The sequence below is a fragment of the Streptomyces sp. NPDC048584 genome, assembly GCF_043199595.1.
GTDB classification, from domain to species: domain Bacteria; phylum Actinomycetota; class Actinomycetes; order Streptomycetales; family Streptomycetaceae; genus Streptomyces; species Streptomyces edwardsiae.
The window spans coordinates 1-19,240 of sequence record NZ_JBICWF010000024.1 but is presented as its reverse complement, the minus strand read 5'-3'; the positions used below and the strand labels follow the sequence as shown (position 1 = coordinate 19,240).

The following is a 19,240-nucleotide window of genomic DNA, read 5'->3' as shown; positions in this document are numbered from 1 at the left end:
ACCAACGGACCGGGTCGGGCGTCTTTCCCGCCAACCTCCGAACACGGACGGGAACCGGTACGTAAGGACCACGGGGAGATCACGTCGAGGACGACCGGCCGGTATCCCGGGCGGCGGCACTACAGTGGGTCGGAACGTTCCGTAGCACCGTGGACCAGGGTGTACGCCAAGCAAGCAGCAGGGAGTGCGTGACGTGCGGCCAGTCGGCAGCAAGTACCTGCTCGAGGAGCCGCTCGGACGCGGCGCCACGGGCACCGTCTGGCGAGCCCGCCAGCGGGAGACCGCGGGCGCCGAGGCGGCCGTGGCCGGACAGCCCGGCGAGACCGTCGCGATCAAGGTCCTCAAGGAGGAACTCGCGAACGACGCCGACGTCGTGATGCGCTTCCTGCGCGAGCGGTCCGTCCTGCTCCGGCTCACCCACCCCAATATCGTCCGGGTCCGCGACCTGGTCGTCGAGGGCGATCTGCTGGCACTGGTCATGGACCTCGTCGAGGGCCCCGACCTGCACCGTCAGTTGCGCGAGAACGGGCCGTTCACCCCGGTCGCCGCCGCCCTGCTGACCGCGCAGATCGCCGACGCGCTCGGCGCCAGCCATGCCGACGGCGTGGTCCACCGCGACCTGAAGCCCGCCAACGTGCTGCTCAAGCAGCAGGGCGGCGAGCTGCACCCGATGCTGACCGACTTCGGCATCGCCCGCCTCGCCGACTCCCCGGGCCTCACCCGCACCCATGAGTTCGTCGGCACGCCCGCGTACATCGCGCCCGAGTCCGCCGAGGGCCGACCGCAGACCTCGGCCGTCGACATCTACGGCGCCGGCATCCTCCTCTACGAGCTGGTCACCGGCCGCCCGCCGTTCTCCGGCGGCTCCGCCCTGGAGGTGCTGCACCAGCACCTGAACGCCGAACCGCGCCGCCCCTCCACGGTCCCCGACCCGCTGTGGACGGTCATCGAGCGCTGTCTGCGCAAGAACCCCGACCAGCGGCCCAGCGCCGGGAACCTCGCACGCGGTCTGCGTGTCGTCGCCGACGGCATCGGCGTGCACGCGAGTTCCGCGCAGATCGGCGCCGCCGAGAACGTCGGCGTGCTCCTCGCACCCGACCCGGCGCCCACGGCCGTACCCGGCGCGCCGGGCGACGCCGACCCCACCCAGGTGCTGCCGCACGGCGCGGGCGCCTACGACCCGAACGGCGCCACCAGCGTCCTGCCGCAGACCGGCGGCCCGGCCGGCGCCGCCGACCCCACGGCCGTGATGCCGCCCGTACCGCCGGGCGGGCCCGGCGGCGGTCCGGAGGACCCGCACCCCTGGCAGAACCAGCTCCGCGCGGCCCGTGACCGTAACGAGCAGACCCAGGTCCAGTACCTCGACCCCCACCAGGACCCGCTGCGCCGCCGCCCCCAGCGGCAGGTGTCACGCCCCCCGCAGCAGCCGCAGCAGCCGCAGCAGCCGCAGCGTCAGCAGCCGGGGTACGGCTATCAGCCCCAGCCCCAGCAGCAGTACGCCCCGCCGCCGCAGCAGCACCAGCGGCCGCAGCAGCCCCCGCCGCAGCGGTACGCACCGCAGCCCCCGGAGCGTCAGCGTCCGGCCCCCGAGCCCCGGCAGCCCCGGCAGCGCGGCGCCAACCCGATGCGCATCCCCGGTCTGGGCTGTCTGAAGGGCTGCCTGTTCACGCTCCTCATCCTGTTCGTCGCGAGCTGGCTGATCTGGGAGCTGACCCCGCTCCAGGACTGGATCGGCACCGGCCAGGGCTACTGGGACCAGATCGGCGACTGGTTCGGCAAGGTGGGCGGCTGGATCGAGGACCTGGGCGGCTCCGACGAGCCCTCGGTGCCTTCCGGGACGAACTGAGCTTGTTTGCTGATTTGTCGACATCCGGGGAGCAATTTCCGTATCCCCGGTGAAGGTCGCCGCACCGGACGCGTAGCTTTGGCGACAACACGCGTCGGTAGGAGCAGTCTTGGCACGGAGAATCGGCAGCCGGTACACCGCCCATCAGATCCTCGGGCGGGGCAGCGCCGGGACGGTGTGGCTGGGCGAGGGCCCCGAGGGGCCCGTCGCCGTCAAGCTGCTGCGTGAGGATCTCTCCTCGGACCAGGAACTCGTCGGCCGCTTCGTGCAGGAGCGGACGGCACTGCTCGGCCTGGAGCATCCGCACGTCGTCTCCGTACGCGACCTGGTGGTCGACGGCAACGACCTCGCGCTGGTCATGGACCTCGTCCGCGGCACGGACCTGCGCACCCGCCTCGACCGCGAGCGCAGGCTGGCCCCCGAGGCAGCCGTGGCGATCGTCGCCGACATCGCCGACGGTCTGGCGGCGGCGCACGCGGCCGGGGTCGTGCACCGGGACGTCAAGCCGGAGAACGTGCTGCTGGACATGCAGGGCCCGCTCGGCCCCGGCGGCTCGCACCGCGCCCTCCTCACCGACTTCGGTGTGGCGAAACTCATCGACACCCCGCGCCGCACCCGCGCCACGAAGATCATCGGCACGCCGGACTATCTCGCCCCGGAGATCGTCGAGGGCCTGCCCCCGCGCGCGTCGGTCGACATCTACGCGCTGGCCACGGTCCTCTACGAGCTGCTCGCAGGCTTCACCCCGTTCGGCGGCGGCCACCCGGGCGCGGTACTGCGCCGCCACGTCACGGAGACGGTCGTCCCCCTCCCGGGCATCCCGGACGAGCTGTGGCAGCTGCTGGTGCAGTGCCTGGCGAAGGCCCCTGCGTCCCGGCTGCGCGCCTCCGAGCTGGGCGCCCGGCTGCGGGAGCTGCTGCCGCTGCTGGCGGGGATGCCCCCGCTGGACGTGGACGAGCCGGACACCGAGTCCGCGGAGGACACGGACGAGGACCTCCAGCCCTCCGGCACCGCCCCGGCCGCCGGCGAGCCGGTACGCCGCCGGGGCGCGGTCCCCCTGGTGCCGGGCGCCAGACCGGCCGACTCCAACCGCGACACGCATACGTCGATGAGGGTCCCGGCCCCCGACGAACTGGCCGGCGGCGCCCGCGGCACAGCCCGCGCCCCTCGCGCGGCGGGCGCCCGCCGCCCGGGCTCGGCCCGCAACCGCACGATCACCCGCCGCCGCCGCCTCACGGTGGCGGTGGCGGTGGCGATCCTGGCGGCGGCGGGAGTGGGCACCTGGCTGGCCACGACGGAGGACGCCCCGACCCCACCCCAGGACACCCAGAACTCGGCCCCGGGCACTCCCTAGCTCCCTGGGACCGAGTTCCCCAGGGGCGCGGGGCCGTGTCGGCATGCGGCGCCGCGTGGGCGCGAAGGGGTCTGGGAGCGCAGCCCCCAGGGACGGGAAGGGAAGGGGCGGCGGGGGCGAAACGAACAACCCCACCCCGGCCTCCCCGCCAAACCACCCTGCCTACCCGCCCCCCGGAACCGTTACGCTGGACAACGTGGCAGTCGTCGACGTATCCGAAGAGCTCAAATCCCTCTCCTCCACCATGGAGTCGATCGAGGCCGTTCTGGACCTCGACAAGCTGAGGGCAGACATCGCCGTGCTCGAGGAGCAGGCGGCCGCGCCGTCCCTCTGGGACAACCCGGACGAGGCGCAGAAGATCACCAGCAAGCTCTCCCACCTCCAGGCCGAGGTACGGAAGGCCGAGGCACTGCGGGGCCGTATCGACGACCTCGCGGTCCTCTTCGAGATGGCCGAGGAGGAGGACGACCCGGACACCCGCGCGGAGGCCGAGTCCGAGCTCGCCCAGGTGAAGAAGGCCCTGGACGAGATGGAGGTCCGTACGCTGCTCAGCGGCGAGTACGACTCCCGCGAGGCGCTCGTCAACATCCGCGCGGAGGCGGGCGGCGTCGACGCCGCGGACTTCGCCGAGAAGCTGCAGCGCATGTACCTGCGCTGGGCCGAGCAGCACGGCTACAAGACCGAGCTGATCGAGACGTCGTACGCCGAAGAGGCCGGCATCAAGTCGACCACCTTCTCCGTCCAGGTTCCCTACGCCTACGGCACCCTCTCCGTCGAGCAGGGCACCCACCGTCTGGTGCGCATCTCCCCCTTCGACAACCAGGGCCGCCGCCAGACCTCCTTCGCCGGTGTCGAGATCCTCCCCGTGGTCGAGCAGACCGACCACATCGAGATCGACGAGTCCGAGCTGCGGGTGGACGTGTACCGGTCGTCCGGGCCCGGCGGCCAGGGCGTGAACACCACCGACTCCGCGGTGCGGCTCACCCACCTGCCCACCGGCATCGTGGTCTCCTGCCAGAACGAGCGGTCGCAGATCCAGAACAAGGCCACCGCGATGAACGTCCTCCAGGCCAAGCTCCTCGAGCGGCGCCGGCAGGAGGAGCAGGCCAAGATGGACGCCCTCAAGGGCGACGGCGGCAACTCCTGGGGCAACCAGATGCGTTCGTACGTGCTGCACCCGTACCAGATGGTCAAGGACCTGCGCACCGAGTTCGAGGTCGGCAACCCCGAGTCCGTGTTCAACGGCGAGATCGACGGCTTCCTGGAGGCCGGAATTCGCTGGCGCAAGCAGCAGGAGAAGTAACTTTTCGCGCGAGCGCCGATTTGTCGACAAGGCAACTGCCGTCACTTTGACGGCAGTTGCCTTTTTCGTGCCGGGGATGTCCGGGATTTACATCACACTCACAGCTTCCTTCTCCCGCAAAGCGCGCGTAGCGGGACATCGCGTACGCAACGGCCTTGACGTTCTTTTGGAAAATGGGAATGGTGAAGCGTGGCATGCGTATCTCCGGGGCGCATGTGAACCGGGGGGCGTTTCACCGCAGTTACCCCCGTTGATCACGGCCCCGGGCGCCGCCTCACTGACGATGAGCTACTGGGGGTAGCAAACATATGACCAAGAAGACGCGGATCCGTGTCGCTCGGATCGCGGCCGGCGCCGTGATCGCGGCCGGGGCCTCGCTGTCGGCGGCCGGCGCCGCTTCGGCGCTCGACCTCAACATCGGTGTCACCGTCGCGGACGAGCCGGACCCCGGCTGCGACATTGCGGTCGACCCGGAGTGCGAAGGGGAGGGTGGAGAGAACCCCGGTGGGGAGAACCCCGGCGGCGAGAACCCCGGCGGTGAAAACCCTGGTGGGGAGAACCCGGGCGGGGAGAACCCGGGCGGGGAGAACCCCGGCGGTGAAAACCCCGGTGGGGAGAACCCCGGCGGCGAGAACCCTGGTGGGGAGAACCCGGGCGGGGAGAACCCCGGCGGTGAAAACCCTGGTGGGGAGAACCCGGGCGGGGAGAACCCCGGCGGTGAGGACCCCGTGGAGGAGCCCACCGAGAACCCGACCACCCCGGGCAACGGCGACGACGACCCCGGCACCACCCCGGACGGCGGCAATGGTGCCTCGCCGCAGGACGAGGGCTCCTCGGCCCTCACCGACACCGGCGACGACGCCCCGGCCACCTCGGCCCAGGGCAACGGCAAGGAACTCGCCGAGACCGGTGCCACCGAGACGACGTTCCTGCTGATCGGCGCCGCCACGATGATCGCCGGCGGCATCGGCTTCCGGGTGCTGCCGCGCCTGGCGAACGGCCGCGGGGGTGCCGCCGCCTGACGGTGGCCGCGCGTCCACGCACCGTAGCGTGAGATGACGGAAGGGCCCGGAGCGCGACCGCGCTCCGGGCCCTTCCCTTGCCGCGTCAGACGGTCTGGTGCGCGAGCAGCGCCACCGCCGCGATCAGCACCGCCAGCAGGGCGATCAGCGTCATGGGGTTCAGCCCCGCGAAGAAGTTCTCCTGCTGCAGCCGCTCGCGGTTCGCACGGCACACCGGGCACCGGCCCTCGCTCACGGGCGCGGCGCAGTTCGCGCACACCAGCCTGTCGTACGTCATGCGCTCGCCCTCCTCGCACCGGTCCCACTGGAACAACGTCCACGCTCCCGTGAACGTTCCCCTCCACCACTCTGCCAGGTTCCCGCGGAAGCTGCGCCGGGGCCGCCCCCTCGGGGGCCCCGCGCCCCTGAGGGGGGCCGCCCTGCCCGGTATCACAGAACAAAAGGGCGCAAGTCTTACGCAACCGCTATCGGCGCCTGCGCTCGACTGCCCCGGTCGCGTATGGTCACGCTCATCTACCCCCGGCTACCCGTGGTGCATCCGTGATCCGATTCGACAACGTGTCCAAGGCCTACCCCAAGCAGAACCGTCCTGCACTCAGGGATGTCTCCCTGGAAGTGGAGAAGGGCGAGTTCGTGTTCCTCGTGGGGTCCTCCGGCTCCGGAAAGTCCACCTTCCTGCGGCTGATCCTCCGCGAGGAGCGGGCCAGCCACGGACAGGTGCACGTTCTGGGCAAGGACCTCGCCCGTGTCTCCAACTGGAAGGTGCCGCAGATCAGGCGCCAGCTGGGGACCGTGTTCCAGGACTTCCGTCTGCTGCCGAACAAGACGGTCGCCGAGAACGTCGCCTTCGCGCAGGAGGTCATCGGCAAGTCGCGCGGCGAGATCCGCAAGTCCGTGCCCCAGGTGCTCGACCTCGTCGGGCTGGGTGGCAAGGAGGACCGGATGCCCGGCGAGCTCTCCGGCGGTGAGCAGCAGCGCGTGGCCATCGCGCGGGCCTTCGTCAACCGGCCCAAGCTGCTCATCTGCGACGAGCCGACCGGCAACCTCGACCCGCAGACCTCCGTCGGCATCATGAAGCTGCTCGACCGGATCAACCGGACGGGCACCACCGTGGTGATGGCGACGCACGACCAGAACATCGTGGACCAGATGCGCAAGCGCGTCATCGAGCTGGAGAAGGGCCGTCTCGTCCGCGACCAGGCGCGCGGCGTCTACGGCTACCAGCACTGACGCTCCACGGAAAGGCTTGATCAGACGCCATGCGCGCCCAGTTCGTCCTGTCGGAGATCGGTGTGGGTCTCCGCCGCAACCTGACGATGACCTTCGCGGTCGTCGTCTCCGTCGCCCTGTCGCTCGCCCTGTTCGGTGGTTCGCTTCTGATGAACGACCAGGTGAACACGATGAAGGGCTACTGGTACGACAAGGTCAACGTCTCCGTCTTCCTGTGCAACAAGGCGGACGCCGAGTCCGACCCCAACTGCGCCAAGGGCGCGGTGACCGACGATCAGAAGGGTCAGATCAAGACCGACCTGGAGAAGATGTCGGTCGTCGACTCGGTCGTCTACGAGTCGCAGGACGAGGCGTACAAGCACTACAAGGAGCAGTTCGGCGACTCCCCGCTGGCCAGCTCCCTCACGCCGGACCAGATGCAGGAGTCGTACCGCATCAAGCTGAAGGACCCGGAGAAGTACCAGGTCATCGCGACCGCCTTCGACGGGCGGGACGGCGTGCAGTCGGTGCAGGACCAGAAGGGCCTCCTGGAGAGCCTCTTCGGGCTGCTGGAGGGCATGAACGTCGCCGCCCTCGCGGTGATGGCGCTGATGCTCGTCGTCGCGCTGATGCTGATCGTCAACACGGTGCGCGTGTCCGCGTTCAGCCGCAGACGTGAGACCGGCATCATGCGGCTCGTCGGCGCGTCCGGCTTCTACATCCAGACGCCGTTCATCATGGAGGCCGCGGTAGCCGGACTCATCGGCGGCATCCTCGCGTGCGCGTTCCTGGTGGTGGGCCGGTACTTCATCATCGACAACGGCCTGGCCCTGTCGGAGAAGCTGAACCTGATCAACTTCATCGGCTGGGACGCCGTACTGACGAAGCTGCCACTGATCCTGGCGACCAGTCTCCTGATGCCGGCGCTGGCCGCGTTCTTCGCGTTGCGCAAGTACCTGAAGGTGTGACTCTTGCCAAGAGGGGCGTGCGGTCAACCGGCCGTGCGCCCCTTCTCGTTGTCCTAGACTCACCGGCATGTCAGGTCGTGCCCTGTTCTGTCAGCCCCGCCGTATCGGCCGTGGGGCCGCCCTGACCTTGGTGTTCGCGAGCGTCCTCGTCGCCGGAGCCGCCACGGGAAGCCTCCCGGAGGCGGGGGGCGAGCCCCGTTCGGACGGGGCCCCTCCGGCCGTTCCCGTCGGCCATGACGTCGCCCGCGCGGCCGAGGAGGCCGCCGCCGACGGCACGTCCCCCATGGAGGCCGCCCAGCGCGCCGTCAGCCGCAGCGGGGACCGCTGGGCCGCCGTCTACTCGCCGGGCGAGTACGAGGAGTTCGAGGAGACGCTGGACGGCCGCTACACCGGCGTGGGGCTGTGGGCCCGCGAGCGGGAGGGCCGGATCGAGGTGACGAAGGTGGGCGACGACACGCCCGCCGCCGACGCCGGCATCCGCGCGGGCGACCGGCTGCGCAGCGTCGACGGCGAGAAGGTCGACGGGCGGCCGGTCACCGAGGTCGTCTCCTTACTGCGCGGCGAGACGACGGGCGAGTCGGCCGGCAGCACCGTCCGCCTCGGTCTGGAGCGCGGCACACGCGCGTGGCACGAGACCGTACGCCGGGTCCGGCTGTCCCGTGACACCGTCACCGTCCGTGAGCTCGCCTCCGGGGTCACGGTCGTGGAGGTGGGTGCCTTCACCAAGGGCTCCGGCGACGAGGTCCGCACCGCCGTACGCGAGGCCCCGGCCGGCGCCGGCATCGTCCTCGACCTGCGCGGCAACTCCGGGGGGCTGGTCGCCGAGGCCGTCACCGCCGCCTCCGCCTTCCTCGACGGCGGCCTGGTCGCCACGTATGACGTCGAGGGCGAGCAGCGGGCCCTGCACGCCGAACCCGGCGGCGACACCACCAGACCCCTGGTCGCGCTCGTCGACGGCGGCACGATGAGCGCGGCCGAGCTCCTCACCGGCGCCCTCCAGGACCGCGGCCGCGCGGTCGTCGTGGGCTCCCGCACCTTCGGCAAGGGCTCAGTCCAGATGCCGACCGAGCTGCCCGACGGTTCCGTGGCCGAGCTGACCGTGGGCCACTACCGCACCCCCTCGGGCCGCGGCGTCGACGGCCACGGCCTCACCCCGGACCTGGAGGCCGACGGAGATGCCCTCCGGCGCGCGGAAACGGTCCTCAGTGGACTCGGCCGTTAGCGAACCCCGATAATCGGCTTCCCGCCGGACCCCTCCGTAGTGCGAAAATGGGCGGCACTATGGCTAAGGAAAAAGGGCGCAAGCTGATCGCGCAGAACAAGAAGGCGCGGCACGACTACCTCATCATCGACACCTACGAGGCCGGCCTGGTCCTCACCGGCACCGAGGTGAAGTCCCTGCGTCAGGGGCGGGCGTCGCTGGTGGACGGGTTCGTCCAGCTGGACGACCACGAGGCGTGGCTGCACAACGTGCATGTTCCGGAGTACAGCCAGGGCACGTGGACCAACCACAGCGCACGGCGCAAGCGGAAGCTGCTGCTGCACCGCGCGGAGATCGAGAAGCTGGCCTCCAAGTCCCAGGAGACGGGGCACACGATCGTGCCGCTCGCCCTGTACTTCAAGGACGGCCGCGCGAAGGTCGAGATCGCGCTGGCGAAGGGCAAGAAGGAGTACGACAAGCGGCAGACGCTGCGCGAGAAGCAGGACCGGCGCGAGACCGACCGGGCGATCTCCGCGGTGCGCAGGAAGCAGCGCGCGTAGGGCTCTCCCGGAGGCCCCAGGGAATACGCTGGCACCGACCCGCGTTGGTCACGTACGATGGCGTCAGCACCTCACAGAGGGTGCGAGCCCCCTCCTCGGAGGGTTTTGAAAAAACAACATGGGGATGATCGGTTTCGACAGCGGATGTCGAAGCAGGGGAAGCGTGTCGAGGAAGCGGCCATGATCTCGTAAACCACAGGCCGAAAAAAACAATCGCCAATTCCAAGCGATCTGTCTCCCAGGGCGAGCTCGCCCTCGCTGCCTGATTTTCAGGTAGCGAGCAGCGGCTCCCCTACTTAAGGGAGTGTCAGCCCGGGGATGTTCCCGACCCGGATCCTGGCATCAGCTAGGGGACTAAACCTTGATCCCGGTCACGGGGTGAAGAGGGAAATCTAACAGTGACTGAGCCCGTCGGAGACTTGTCGACGTGATCTCCGGGGCCGAGAAAAGCACAGTCGACTGCACACGGAGAAGCCCTGGTTCCGCACCGTTGGACGCGGGTTCGATTCCCGCCATCTCCACTCATCCCATGTGGGCACAGGCCCCGTCGCTTCGAGCGGCGGGGCCTGTGTCATGCGGTCCGTCATGCGGTCCTCCGACCCGCCCCACCCCGCCCCGTCACGCCCCGCGCGGGGCCGTGCTGGCCCGTTCCGTCAGCCGCGGCGGCAGCAGCGTGGCCCCCGGCACGGGGGCACCGGACAGCTTCCGTACGAGGAGGTGCACCGCGCGGGTGCCCAGTTCCGCCGACGGCACGGCGACCGAGGTGACCGGGATACGGGCCGACGCGGCGACGGGCGACGGGCAGACGGCCGTGAGGGACAGATCGCCGGGGACGCTCAGCCCCAGTTCCTCGAAGGCGTCGATCAGCGGATCGACCAGCGGCTCGTTGTGCACCACCACCCCCGTCAGCGAGGGCAGCTCCCGCACCAGCCGCCCGGCGATCGCGCGGGCGGCCTCCCTGCCGGTGCCGCAGGGGTGCACGGCCGAGGCGAGCCGGTGCCGGTCGGCGGCCCCGGTGAACCCCTCCACCAGCCGTCGCGCGAACGCCGTCCGCCGTACGTACACCTCCGGCGGCGAGCCGACCAGCGCCACCGCCCGGTGCCCCAGCCGGGCCAGATGGTCCACACACAGCTCGCCCGCCGCCCGGAAGTCCAGATCGACACAGGTCAGCCCGTCCGGCTCGGCGGGCACGCCGATCAGCACGGAGGGCAGGGACCGCGAGCGCAGCAGCGGCAGCCGCGGATCCTGCAGCTGTACGTCCATGACGATCACCGCGTCCGCGAGTCCCGCGTCCGCGACCCTCGCGAGGCCCTCCTCGCCCTCGCCCTGGGTGAGCAGCAGGACGTCGTGGTCGTGCGCGCGGGCCGCGGTGACCACCGACACGGCGAACTGCGTCACCACCGGCACATGGACGCCGGAGCGCATCGGGACCGCCAGCGCCAGCACCTTCGATCTGCGGCCGGCCGGGCCCCGGCCGCCTCCGTCCGCGCGGTAGCCCAGTTCGCGGACGGCCGCCTGGACGCGCAGCCGGGTCGCGTCGGAGATGGGCCGCTTGCCGCTGAGCGCGTACGAGACGGTGCTGGGGGAGACCCCGGCACGCCGGGCCACATCCGTGATCTTCACCATCGGGGGTCCTCGTCTGCATGGTCCGTGGGGATGCAGAAAGCGGTTTCGAAGCGCTTCGACGGGTGAAGGTATGTGCGGGACCTGTGGTCGTCAATGGGTCGGGAGACAATCGGTGGAGCGGTTCGACGGCCCGAACGGCACAACGGTGCAGAGGGACACGAGAAGGGCGGTCGCGGCCGCGGCCACCGGAACCCCGTACCCGGCCGTCGCGGCGATGTGCTCCACCGTCCAGCCGCCCGCCGCGCTGCCGCAGGCGATGCCGCCGAGCAGACCGGTCACCGCGAGCGTCATGCCCTCGTTCAGTCGCTCCTCGGGCGTGTACCGCTGCACCAGCGTCATGGTGGTGACCATGGTGGGCGCGGTCGCCATCCCGGCGATCAGCAGCGCGCCCGCCAGCACCAGCAGCGAGCCGGTGACCTCGGCGGCGAGCAGTGGCAGCGTCATCAGCGCCGTCATCGCGGCGAGGCACCACGGCAGCCGGGACCGCGCGGAGCCCGCCGGGCGCATCGCCCCGTACAGCAGTCCCGCCGCGCAGGAGCCGGCCGCCTGGAGCGCCAGCACCGCGCCGGACGCGGTGCGGTGCCCCCGCTCGTCCGCGAACGCCAGGGTGACGACCTCCAGCGAGCCGAACACCGCCCCCGTCGCGAGACAGACCACGAGCAGCGGCCGCATCCCGGGCGACCGGAACGGCGCCCGCGCGGAGGAACGACGTGCGGCGGGCGGCTCGGTCGACCGCTGGGCGGTGAACAGCGCCACCCCGGTCAGCAGCAGTACGGCGCCCACGAGCGTGCCCGCCTCCGGGAAGAACGTCCCGCACAGGAAGGCCGCGAGGACCGGGCCGAGCATGAAGCACAGCTCGTCCGCGGCCTGCTCGAACGAGTTCGCCGTGTGCAGTGCCTTCTCGTCCCCCTTCAGCAGATGCGTCCAGCGGGCGCGGGACATCCCGCCGGTGTTCGGGGTGGTCGCGGTGGCGGCGTAGGAGGCGAACAGGGTCCAGTCCGGGGCGCCCTGACGTACGCACAGCAGCAGCGCGAGGGAGCCGAGCACGGCGAACACCGTGGCCGGCAGCGCGACCCGGGCCTGCCCGTACCGGTCGACCAGGCGGGCGGTCCAGGGGGCGACCACCGCGGTCGCCGCCAGGCCCGTCGCGGTGACGGCGCCGGCCAGGGCGTACGACCCACGCGTCCCGGCGATCATCACGACCGCGCTCACGCTGAACATGCCCATCGGCAGCCGCGCGATGAGGTTCCCGGCGGTGAACGCGCGGGCGCCGGGCAGGGCGAAGAGGCGGCGGTACGGGCCCGGCGCGCGGGGTCCGCGCCGCTCGCGCGGGTCCTCCGGGTGGGGCTCGCCGCGCCCGCGCGGGACCTCGGCGCGAGGCCTGTCGCGCCCGCGCGGGCCGAAGTCGACGGCGACGAGGGTGTCGGCGGTGACGGTGAACAGGGGTGTGTTCCGGGTGGCCCCGGTGGTTGATTGCGGCATGACACCACCGTCGCCCCCGCTCACGTGCGGGGTCCAACACCTTCCCGGCGCCGATTGACGCGCTCCTGTTGTAAATTCACGGGATGTCCGCCCACGTCGACCCCCGTCTCCTGCGTGCCTTCGTGACCGTCGCCGAGGAGCTGCACTTCACCCGTGCCGCCGCCCGCCTCTACGTCGCCCAGCAGGCCCTCAGCAGGGACGTACGGCGACTGGAACGGGAGCTGGGCGGCGAGCTGTTCGTACGCACCACCCGGCACGTGACCCTCACCGCCGACGGCGAACGCCTGCTGCCGTACGCCCGCGCGGTGCTCCAGGCGCAGGACGACCTCCTCGCCGCCGCCGGCCGGGCCCGCCCCCTGCTGGTCGACCTCAACTCCCCGGGCCTGCTCACCCCGCGTCTGGTGCTGCACCGGGCCCGCGAACTCGCTCCCGGACACGAACTGATGGCCCGCTACGAGAGCGGACTGACCTGGGCCGCGGGGGAGGTGCTCGCGGGGCGGCTCGACGCCTCGTTCGGACGCTTCGCGGGCCTCGCCCCCGCACTGCGGTCCGGGCTGGAGCACCGGCCCGTGCGCTACGAGCCGATGGCGGTCGTCCTGCCCGAGGACCATCCGCTGGCCGCGCGGCCCGAGGTTCCGCTCGCCGCGCTCGCCGGCGAGACGGTCTACGCGGGCGCCGGCAACCCCCGTACCCCGGAGTGGACGGACCTCGCGCGGGCCCTCTTCGAGGGGCGGGGAATCGCCCTCGCGCCACCCGCTCCGCTGGCCGTGGGGGACGAGGAGTTCCAGCGGATCATGAGGAGGACCCGCCATCCGATCCTTGCCGTAGTCGACTTTCCGCCACTTCCGGCGACGGTTCTACGCCCTTTGGTGGACCCCGTCCCGCTCTCACCCGTGTCTCTTGTGTGGCGGAAAGGGATGCTTCACCCCGGTCTGGACGCTCTGCGGCGGGCCGCGGCCCTCGTCGCCGCCGAGGAGGACTGGCTGCGGCGGCCCGAGGACGGATGGATACCCAAACCGGATATTGTCGCCATGGCAGCCCACTGATGTCTCGCTACTGACACGAATGACTGCCCCGGAAACACAGAACCTCCGCGTGCGCTACATTCAATGCCCGAGCTCAGTGTGATAAACGGGGCGCTCGGAGCGGGTGGGGGCCCGGTCCGACGACGAGGGCTCGGTCGTGTGCGCGCCGGTAAGTCCTGTGGGGGGAAGTGCGTGCGCGTGAGAAATTGGCCAGAAGACGCCCAACCGGATCGGCCTGAGGGCGTCGGGGCGTCCGGCGACAACGCCGAGGACGAGAACCTGCGGGAGACTCGGGTCCTTCCCCTGAACGAGAAGCCCGTCAGACCCGGCACGGGGCCCGACTCCATCGAGGACCGCTGGGCCCGCCTCGGAGTCTTCCCCAGCGGAGCCGACAGGACCCAGGTCCTGCCCGACGCCGGCGCGCACCGCGCGGAGCCCCCCGCCGGCGGCCCCGCGACACCGTCCCGGGACGCGCGGGAGAGTCCCTGGGACGCCGAACGCACCACGGCCCTGCGGGTCCCCCGCGAACCGGGCGGCAACCCCGGCGACCGGCAGGGCGGGCCGCGCCCGCCGTACGACTCCGGCCGGACCGGCGCCCCCACGGCGCCCCGGCATCCGGCGTCCGCCGGCGGCGGTCCCGCGTCCAAAAGCCCCGCGAGCGGCTCCCCGCCCGCGTCGTCCGAGGCCGAGACCTCCGTCTTTCCGCCGGTCGTCGGGCGCCCGTCGTCCGGTGCCGCGGCCGGTGTCGGCCGTTCCGTGTCCGGCCCGGCGAGCGGGCCTCGCTCCGGGTCTCCCGAGGGCGAGACCTCCGTCTTCCAGCCGCCCACCGGGCGTCGGCCGTCCGGCGCCCCGGGCGGTCTCGGCCGTCCCGCGGCCGGCGGGCCCCGCCCCGCGTCGGCCGACCCCGCGACCGCCGTCTTCCCGCCGGCCACCGGCGACGGAGCCCCCGGCTCCCCGGCGACCACCGGCACCGACGCCCCGACCGAGCTGCTGAAGCCCGCCTCCCGCGCGACCGTCCGCGACCCGTGGCAGGAGGACGCCGGTGCTTCCGGCGCCGCCACCCACGATCCGCACGAGGTCACCGTCCAGCTCGACTCCGTACAGATAGGGGAGGGCCTGGAGCTCCGCCGGGCAGCCCCGGGCCGGGCGGGCGGAGGGCAGGAGGCCGCGGCCGGACCCGTGTTCGTCGACGAGTCAGGACGCCGCAGCCGCCTCTACCGCCGTATCGGCATGGCCGTGGGCCTCGCCTGCGCCGGTTACGCCGTCGTCATGGTCGCCACGCTGCTGTCCGGCAACTCCGACGCCCCCTGGATGCCCGTACCGGGCCAGGAGGACAAGCCCGCGGGCCAGGTCGAGACCACGCCCGAACCGGCCGAGACGGACACCACGCCCAGCGCCGGCACCGGCGTGACTCCCGGCAGCACGCCGACCACCGGCGCCCCCACCGCCACCGCTCCCGGCGCCACCGCGCCCGCGACGGGCGGCGGGACGGGCGGCACCGCGGACCAGCCCGGATCCGTCGACCCGTCACCCACGACGACCCGGCGGAACGACACCGGAAAGCCGGCCACCGGTGGGGGTGGCGACACCACCTCCACACCCTCGGGCGACACCGTGAGCACGGCGCCCGCGAGCCCGCCGGTGTCGGACGAACCCGACCCCGTGACGACCGCTCCCACGGGCGGCGGCGGTGAGGCCGACGGCAGCGACCCCCGCGTCGCCGGTGCGCCCGCCGATCAGCCGGTCGTCGTCTCCGACGGCTCGGCCGCCCCGCCGGCCACGTCCACCACTCCCGCCGCACCATCCCCGGAGAACGTCGTCTGATGGCATCCCGTTCCCACCGTCGCAGGGCCACCCGCCAGGCCCGTGACGGCGCCCCGCGCCGCCGTGTGCCCTTGCGCCTGCTGCTCCCCGTGCTCGTCCTGGTCGCCCTGGCCGCGATGCTCATGCTGCGCGGCTATGTGCACAGCGAGATCCTCGCCGACCACCGCATCCAGAGTCCCGCGCCCACCACACAGGTGCCGGAGAAGATACTGGAGGGCGGCCCGGTCATCGACGCCCGCGCGGGACACACCGAGGGCCTGCGCGTCCCCGACCACCATCTCGTCCTCACCTTCGACGACGGCCCGGACCCCACCTGGACCCCGAAGGTCCTCGACGTGCTGAAGAAGCACGACGCGCACGCGGTCTTCTTCGTCACCGGCACCATGGCCTCCCGCTACCCGGACCTGGTCAAGCGCATGGTCGACGAGGGCCACGAGATCGGCCTGCACACCTTCAACCACCCCGATCTCTCCCTCCAGTCCAAGAGACGCATCGACTGGGAGCTGTCGCAGAACCAGCTGGCGATCACCGGTGCGGCCGGCATCCGCACCTCGCTCTTCCGTCCGCCGTACTCCTCGTACGCCGACGCGATGGACAACGAGTCCTGGCCGATCACCCAGTACATCGGCAGCCGCGGCTACCTCACCGTCGTCAACAACACCGACAGCGAGGACTGGAAGCGGCCCGGTGTCCACGAGATCATCCGCCGCGCCACACCGCACGGCGGCAAGGGCGCCATCGTCCTGATGCACGACTCCGGTGGCGACCGCAGCCAGACCGTGGCGGCGCTCGACACCTTCCTGCCCGACATGAAGGACGAGGGCTACGCGTTCGAGAACCTCACCGAGGCCCTGGACGCGCCCAGCGCGCACAGCCCCGTCACCGGCGCCGAACTCTGGAAGGGCAAGGCGTGGATCTTCCTGGTCCAGGCCTCGGAGAACATCACCGGCGTCCTGGTGGTCGGCCTCGCGATCATCGGCACCCTGGTCATCGCCCGCTTCGTCCTGATGCTCGTCCTCTCCGGCTTCCACGCCCGCCGGGTCCGCCGCAAGGACTTCCGCTGGGGCCCGCCGGTCAGCGAACCGGTGACGGTGCTCGTGCCGGCGTACAACGAGGCCAAGTGCATCGAGAACACCGTCAACTCACTCATGGCGAGCGAGCACCCGATCGAGGTCCTCGTCATCGACGACGGTTCCACCGACGGCACCGCCCGTATCGTCGAGGCGATGGGCCTGCCCAACGTACGGGTGATCCGGCAGCTCAACGCCGGTAAGCCGGCCGCCCTCAACCGGGGCCTGGCCAACGCCCGCTACGACATCGTCGTGATGATGGACGGCGACACCGTCTTCGAGCCGTCCACCGTCCGCGAACTCGTCCAGCCCTTCGGCGACCCGAGGGTCGGCGCCGTCGCGGGCAACGCCAAGGTCGGCAACAAGGACAGTCTCATCGGCGCCTGGCAGCACATCGAGTACGTGATGGGCTTCAACCTCGACCGCCGTATGTACGACATCCTCGGCTGCATGCCGACCATCCCCGGCGCGGTCGGCGCCTTCCGCCGCTCCGCCCTGGAGCCCATCGGCGGCATGAGCGAGGACACCCTCGCCGAGGACACCGACGTCACCATGGCACTGCACCGCGCCGGCTGGCGGGTCGTCTACGCCGAGAACGCCCGCGCGTGGACCGAGGCGCCGGAGACCGTCCAGCAGCTGTGGTCCCAGCGCTACCGCTGGTCGTACGGCACCATGCAGGCGATCTGGAAGCACCGCCGCTCCCTGATCGAGAAGGGCCCCTCGGGCCGCTTCGGCCGCGTGGGGCTGCCCTTCGTCTCCCTGTTCATGGTGGTGGCCCCGCTCCTCGCCCCGCTCATCGACGTCTTCCTCCTCTACGGCATCGTCTTCGGCCCGACCCAGAAGACGATCGTGGCCTGGCTGGGCGTCCTGGCCATCCAGGCGGTCTGCGCGGCGTACGCCTTCCGCCTCGACCGCGAACGCATGACCCATCTGATCTCGCTGCCGCTGCAGCAGATCCTGTACCGCCAGCTCATGTACGTCGTGCTGCTCCAGTCCTGGATCACCGCGCTCACCGGCGGCCGGCTGCGCTGGCAGAAACTGCGGCGCACCGGCGTGGTCGGAGCACCCGTCGCCGACGGGGTGCCGAGCCAGAACCGGCGCAGCGATGATCGGAGGCCCGTGGCATGACCCACGGATACACGACCGGTACGGGCACGAGCCCGGAACCGGCAGGACCGTACGGCACGCCGTACGCCGACGTCCCGCGGCAGCACACGACCGAGCCTCCCCCCGAACCCGCACCCGCCCCGGCGCCAGGGAAGCCGGGCCGCGACCGCTACCTCGACCTGCTGCGCTCCGTCGCCCTGGTCCGCGTCGTGGTCTACCACCTGTTCGGCTGGGCCTGGCTGTCGGTGCTGTTCCCGTCGATGGGCGTGATGTTCGCCCTGGCCGGCTCGCTGATGGCACGCTCGCTGAAGCGTCCGGCGTGGGGCGTGATCCGCGGGCGGGTCCGCCGGCTGCTGCCGCCGATGTGGGCGTTCGGGGCCGTCGTCCTGGTCCTGCTGTTCCTGACCCACTGGAGCCCCTCGAAGGACCCGGACCAGGACGGCGTCTGGGGTCTGGTCAGCCTGGTCAACTACGTCTTCCCGTTCGGCGCCCCGCCCTATCCGGTGGACGCCGGAGTCATCGGCCCGCTGGAGAGCACCTGGGCGGAGGAGACGGTCGGGCCGCTGTGGTACCTGCGCGCCTACCTGTGGTTCGTCTTCGCGTCGCCGCTGCTGCTCTGGCTGTTCCGGCGGGCCCCCTGGCCGACGCTGCTCGCGCCGCTCGGCCTGACGGCGATCGTCGGCACCGGCCTGGTCACCATCCCCGGCGAACTGGGCAACGCGGTCACGGACTTCGCGGTCTACGGCGGCTGCTGGATCCTGGGCTTCGCCCATCACGACGGCATGCTGAAGCGGATCCCGCGCTACGTCACCGTCTCCTGCGCGACCCTGGTGATGGCCTTCGGCCTGTGGTGGGCCTCGAACCACCTCGGCTCCTCGGGCTGGGACCTCAACGACATCCCGATGGCCGACGCCGCCTGGTCGTTCGGTTTCGTGGTGATCCTGCTCCAGTACTCCCCGTCCTGGAGTGAACTCCCGGGCCGCCTGGCGAACTGGGACAAGCTGGTGACCCTGTCCAACAACCGGGCCGTCACCATCTACCTGTGGCACAACATGATGATCATGGCGACTTTCCCGATCATCGACCTGCTGTACCGCCTCCCGTTCATGCAGAGCGAGAAGGCGGCGTCCGCCCTGGACAGCACGTACACCCTCTGGACGTTCGCCCTGGTCTGGCCGCTCATCGGCCTGATGATCCTCACCGTGGGCTGGGTCGAGGACCTCGGCGCCAAACGCAGGCCACGCCTGTGGCCGAACGGCGCCAGGACCAAGCGCCCCCAGCCGGCCACCGGCTCGCACCGGGGCTGACGCGACAAACGGGTGAGGGCCGCCGAAGAACACTCCGGCGGCCCTCACCCGTTCCGCTCAGCCGATGGCGATACGTGTCTTCCAGTAGGAGGCCGTCCCGATGATCTCCGTGCCGGATCCGGACAGGACGGTCCTGCCGCCCGCGTAGAACCGTACGGTCCCGTCGGTGCGCACGGTCCAGATGTCGGGGATCGCGTCGCCGTTGGCGTCGGGGGTGCCGATGAGGAGGTAGATGTTGGAGCTGCCCCAGCCGGAGGCGCCGTAGACGGCGTCGACGCCGTCGGCGGAGTTCGCGGCGGAGGCCAGGGAGGTCAGGTCGGTTCCACCGCCTGCGGC

At 71.5% G+C, this 19,240-nt stretch carries 15 protein-coding genes, 1 other RNA gene and 1 pseudogene; 13 read left to right on the top strand and 4 right to left on the bottom strand.

The window, feature by feature from the left end:
• The first annotated feature begins 193 nt into the window (after positions 1 to 193).
• The 4 genes from ACGFR9_RS34420 (at position 194) to ACGFR9_RS34405 (ending at position 5,525) form a co-directional block, all read left to right on the top strand.
• Positions 194 to 1,846 (top strand): serine/threonine-protein kinase, encoded by a 1,653-nt coding sequence (locus ACGFR9_RS34420; protein WP_393216711.1) that lies wholly within the window; start codon positions 194 to 196, stop codon positions 1,844 to 1,846.
• A gap of 109 nt (positions 1,847 to 1,955) precedes the next feature.
• A complete protein-coding gene (locus ACGFR9_RS34415) occupies positions 1,956 to 3,200 on the top strand; it encodes a serine/threonine-protein kinase (protein ID WP_393216709.1) in 1,245 nt (414 codons plus the stop codon).
• Positions 3,201 to 3,396: 196 nt separating this feature from the next.
• Positions 3,397 to 4,503, top strand: a complete 1,107-nt coding sequence (prfB, locus tag ACGFR9_RS34410; RefSeq protein WP_311645516.1) for a peptide chain release factor 2 — start codon at positions 3,397 to 3,399, stop codon at positions 4,501 to 4,503.
• A gap of 308 nt (positions 4,504 to 4,811) precedes the next feature.
• Positions 4,812 to 5,525, top strand: coding sequence for an LPXTG cell wall anchor domain-containing protein (locus ACGFR9_RS34405; RefSeq protein WP_393216707.1), 714 nt, complete (start codon positions 4,812 to 4,814; stop codon positions 5,523 to 5,525).
• 85 nt (positions 5,526 to 5,610) lie between these two features.
• Here ACGFR9_RS34405 and ACGFR9_RS34400 read toward each other — a convergent pair whose 3' ends face one another.
• Entirely contained in the window at positions 5,611 to 5,802 is a 192-nt protein-coding gene (locus tag ACGFR9_RS34400) for a hypothetical protein (RefSeq protein ID WP_030224875.1), read from the bottom strand.
• A gap of 263 nt (positions 5,803 to 6,065) precedes the next feature.
• On the opposite strand from ACGFR9_RS34400, the gene ftsE reads away from it, so the two are divergent.
• From ftsE to ssrA, 5 genes are all read left to right on the top strand, one after another.
• Positions 6,066 to 6,755, top strand: a complete 690-nt coding sequence (ftsE, locus tag ACGFR9_RS34395) for a cell division ATP-binding protein FtsE (RefSeq protein ID WP_030224873.1) — start codon at positions 6,066 to 6,068, stop codon at positions 6,753 to 6,755.
• A gap of 29 nt (positions 6,756 to 6,784) precedes the next feature.
• Positions 6,785 to 7,702, top strand: a complete 918-nt coding sequence (ftsX, locus tag ACGFR9_RS34390; protein WP_393216705.1) for a permease-like cell division protein FtsX — start codon at positions 6,785 to 6,787, stop codon at positions 7,700 to 7,702.
• A 67-nt stretch (positions 7,703 to 7,769) separates the two neighbouring features.
• Positions 7,770 to 8,924: a S41 family peptidase gene (locus ACGFR9_RS34385; protein ID WP_393216703.1), complete on the top strand. Its 1,155-nt coding sequence runs from the start codon at positions 7,770 to 7,772 to the stop codon at positions 8,922 to 8,924.
• 59 nt (positions 8,925 to 8,983) lie between these two features.
• Entirely contained in the window at positions 8,984 to 9,463 is a 480-nt protein-coding gene (smpB, locus tag ACGFR9_RS34380) for an SsrA-binding protein SmpB (protein WP_393216701.1), read from the top strand.
• Between the two features lie 120 nt (positions 9,464 to 9,583).
• Positions 9,584 to 9,987, top strand: a transfer-messenger RNA (tmRNA) gene (ssrA, locus tag ACGFR9_RS34375).
• 94 nt (positions 9,988 to 10,081) lie between these two features.
• Here ssrA and ACGFR9_RS34370 read toward each other — a convergent pair.
• Positions 10,082 to 11,089, bottom strand: coding sequence for a LacI family DNA-binding transcriptional regulator (locus ACGFR9_RS34370; RefSeq protein ID WP_393216699.1), 1,008 nt, complete (start codon positions 11,087 to 11,089; stop codon positions 10,082 to 10,084).
• A 90-nt stretch (positions 11,090 to 11,179) separates the two neighbouring features.
• A complete protein-coding gene (locus tag ACGFR9_RS34365; RefSeq protein ID WP_393216697.1) occupies positions 11,180 to 12,571 on the bottom strand; it encodes an MFS transporter in 1,392 nt (463 codons plus the stop codon).
• Between the two features lie 83 nt (positions 12,572 to 12,654).
• Here ACGFR9_RS34365 and ACGFR9_RS34360 point away from each other — a divergent pair, with 83 nt between their 5' ends.
• From ACGFR9_RS34360 to ACGFR9_RS34345, 4 genes are all read left to right on the top strand, one after another.
• Positions 12,655 to 13,617, top strand: coding sequence for a LysR family transcriptional regulator (locus tag ACGFR9_RS34360; RefSeq protein WP_393216695.1), 963 nt, complete (start codon positions 12,655 to 12,657; stop codon positions 13,615 to 13,617).
• A gap of 177 nt (positions 13,618 to 13,794) precedes the next feature.
• Entirely contained in the window at positions 13,795 to 15,420 is a 1,626-nt protein-coding gene (locus ACGFR9_RS34355; RefSeq protein ID WP_393216693.1) for a hypothetical protein, read from the top strand.
• Positions 15,420 to 17,618 (top strand): polysaccharide deacetylase family protein, encoded by a 2,199-nt coding sequence (locus tag ACGFR9_RS34350; RefSeq protein ID WP_393216691.1) that lies wholly within the window; start codon positions 15,420 to 15,422, stop codon positions 17,616 to 17,618. Before ACGFR9_RS34355 ends, ACGFR9_RS34350 begins: the two co-directional genes overlap by 1 nt.
• Positions 17,615 to 18,904 (top strand): acyltransferase, encoded by a 1,290-nt coding sequence (locus ACGFR9_RS34345; protein ID WP_393216689.1) that lies wholly within the window; start codon positions 17,615 to 17,617, stop codon positions 18,902 to 18,904. Before ACGFR9_RS34350 ends, ACGFR9_RS34345 begins: the two co-directional genes overlap by 4 nt.
• Positions 18,905 to 18,961: 57 nt before the next feature.
• On the opposite strand, the pseudogene ACGFR9_RS34340 reads toward ACGFR9_RS34345, so the two are convergent.
• Positions 18,962 to 19,240 (bottom strand): annotated as a pseudogene (locus tag ACGFR9_RS34340) (hypothetical protein); the annotation flags it as partial.